This is a genomic window from Thauera phenylacetica B4P, assembly GCF_000310225.1.
GTDB lineage: Bacteria > Pseudomonadota > Gammaproteobacteria > Burkholderiales > Rhodocyclaceae > Thauera > Thauera phenylacetica.
In genome coordinates this window covers 1-1,407 of sequence record NZ_AMXF01000450.1, presented here as the reverse complement: position 1 = coordinate 1,407, position 1,407 = coordinate 1, and the positions used below count along the sequence as shown (strand labels likewise).

The window sequence follows — 1,407 nt, the reverse complement described above, 5'->3', positions numbered from 1 at the left end:
AGGACGCGCCCCCCGCGCCCGTGCCGTCGCGCCCGGCCACCCCGCCCGCCGCGGTGCCCGCGCCGCAGCCCGCCGCGGCGAGGAACGCGCGATGAACGACAACCGCTTCAACCCGCTCGCGCTCGTCCTCGGCTTCCTGCGCCCGCTCGATCCGGTGCTGACGCTGGTGCTCGCCACCCTGCTCGGCTACGCCCACGTGCTCATGCAGAGCGCCTCGCCCGAGCGCCTCGACTCGCAGATCACCCACATCGGCATCGCGCTCGCCGGGATGTGGGTGCTGGCCTGGCTCAAGCCGCAGCGCCTGCTGTCGATGGCGGTGCCGCTCTACCTCCTCGGCGTGGTGCTGCTGGTGGCGGTGGAACTGTTCGGCGAGGTCTCCAAGGGCGCGCAGCGCTGGCTCGACCTCGGCGTGGCGCGCATCCAGCCCTCGGAGCTGATGAAGATCGCGATGCCGCTGATGCTGGCCTGGTTCTTCCAGATGCGCGAAGGCCATACCCGCTTCATCGACTTCATCCTCGCCGGCGCCATGCTGCTGGTGCCGGTCGGCCTGATCGTGATCCAGCCCGACCTCGGCACCAGCCTGCTGATCGCCGCCTCGGGGCTGTACGTGATCTACTTCGCCGGGCTGTCGTGGAAGCTGCTGATCCCGCTGGTGGTGGCGCTGGTGATCGGGCTGGGCTCGATCGTCGCCTTCGGCGACACCCTGTGCCAGCCCGAGGTCGACTGGCAGGTGCTGCGCGAATACCAGAAGCAGCGCGTGTGCACCCTGCTCGATCCCACCCGCGACCCGCTCGGCAAGGGCTTCCACATCATCCAGTCCACCATCGCGATCGGCTCCGGCGGGCTCACCGGCAAGGGCTGGATGGACGGCACCCAGACCCACCTCGCCTTCCTGCCCGAACGCCACACCGACTTCATCTTCGCCGTGCTCGCCGAGGAGTTCGGCCTCGTCGGCGCGCTGGTGCTGCTCGCGGTCTACGTGCTGCTGCTGCTGCGCGGCTTCCACATCGCCGCCAACGCGCCCACCCACGCCTCGCGCCTGCTCGCCGGGGCGATCACCATGATCTTCTTCACCTATGCCTTCGTGAACATGGGTATGGTGAGCGGCATCCTGCCGGTGGTGGGGGTGCCATTGCCCTTCATCAGCTATGGCGGAACCGCGCTCGTCACGCTCTGCCTGGGCATCGGCATCCTCATGAGCATCCAGCGCAGCCGCTTCGCGGACAAGACCTGAGAAGGCCCCGAACGACGATGATTCCAGCCCCTCCCATGTCTCCCGCCGCAGTCCCGCATCGCGCCCGTGGCATCCGGGCGTGCAGCGCGCTGGCCGTGCTCGGCCTCGCCTGCGCCGCCGCCTTGCTGACGGCCTGCGGCTCCGCGCCCAGGCGCGACGGGCCGGTCGCCGAG

Annotated in this window: 1 protein-coding gene; it reads left to right on the top strand. The window is 70.1% G+C overall.

Annotated features, from left to right (window positions below; all coding sequences use genetic code 11):
- Positions 1–91: 91 nt before the first annotated feature.
- Entirely contained in the window at positions 92–1,234 is a 1,143-nt protein-coding gene (gene rodA, locus C667_RS22930; RefSeq protein WP_004388689.1) for a rod shape-determining protein RodA, read from the top strand.
- The last annotated feature ends 173 nt before the right edge of the window (positions 1,235–1,407 follow it).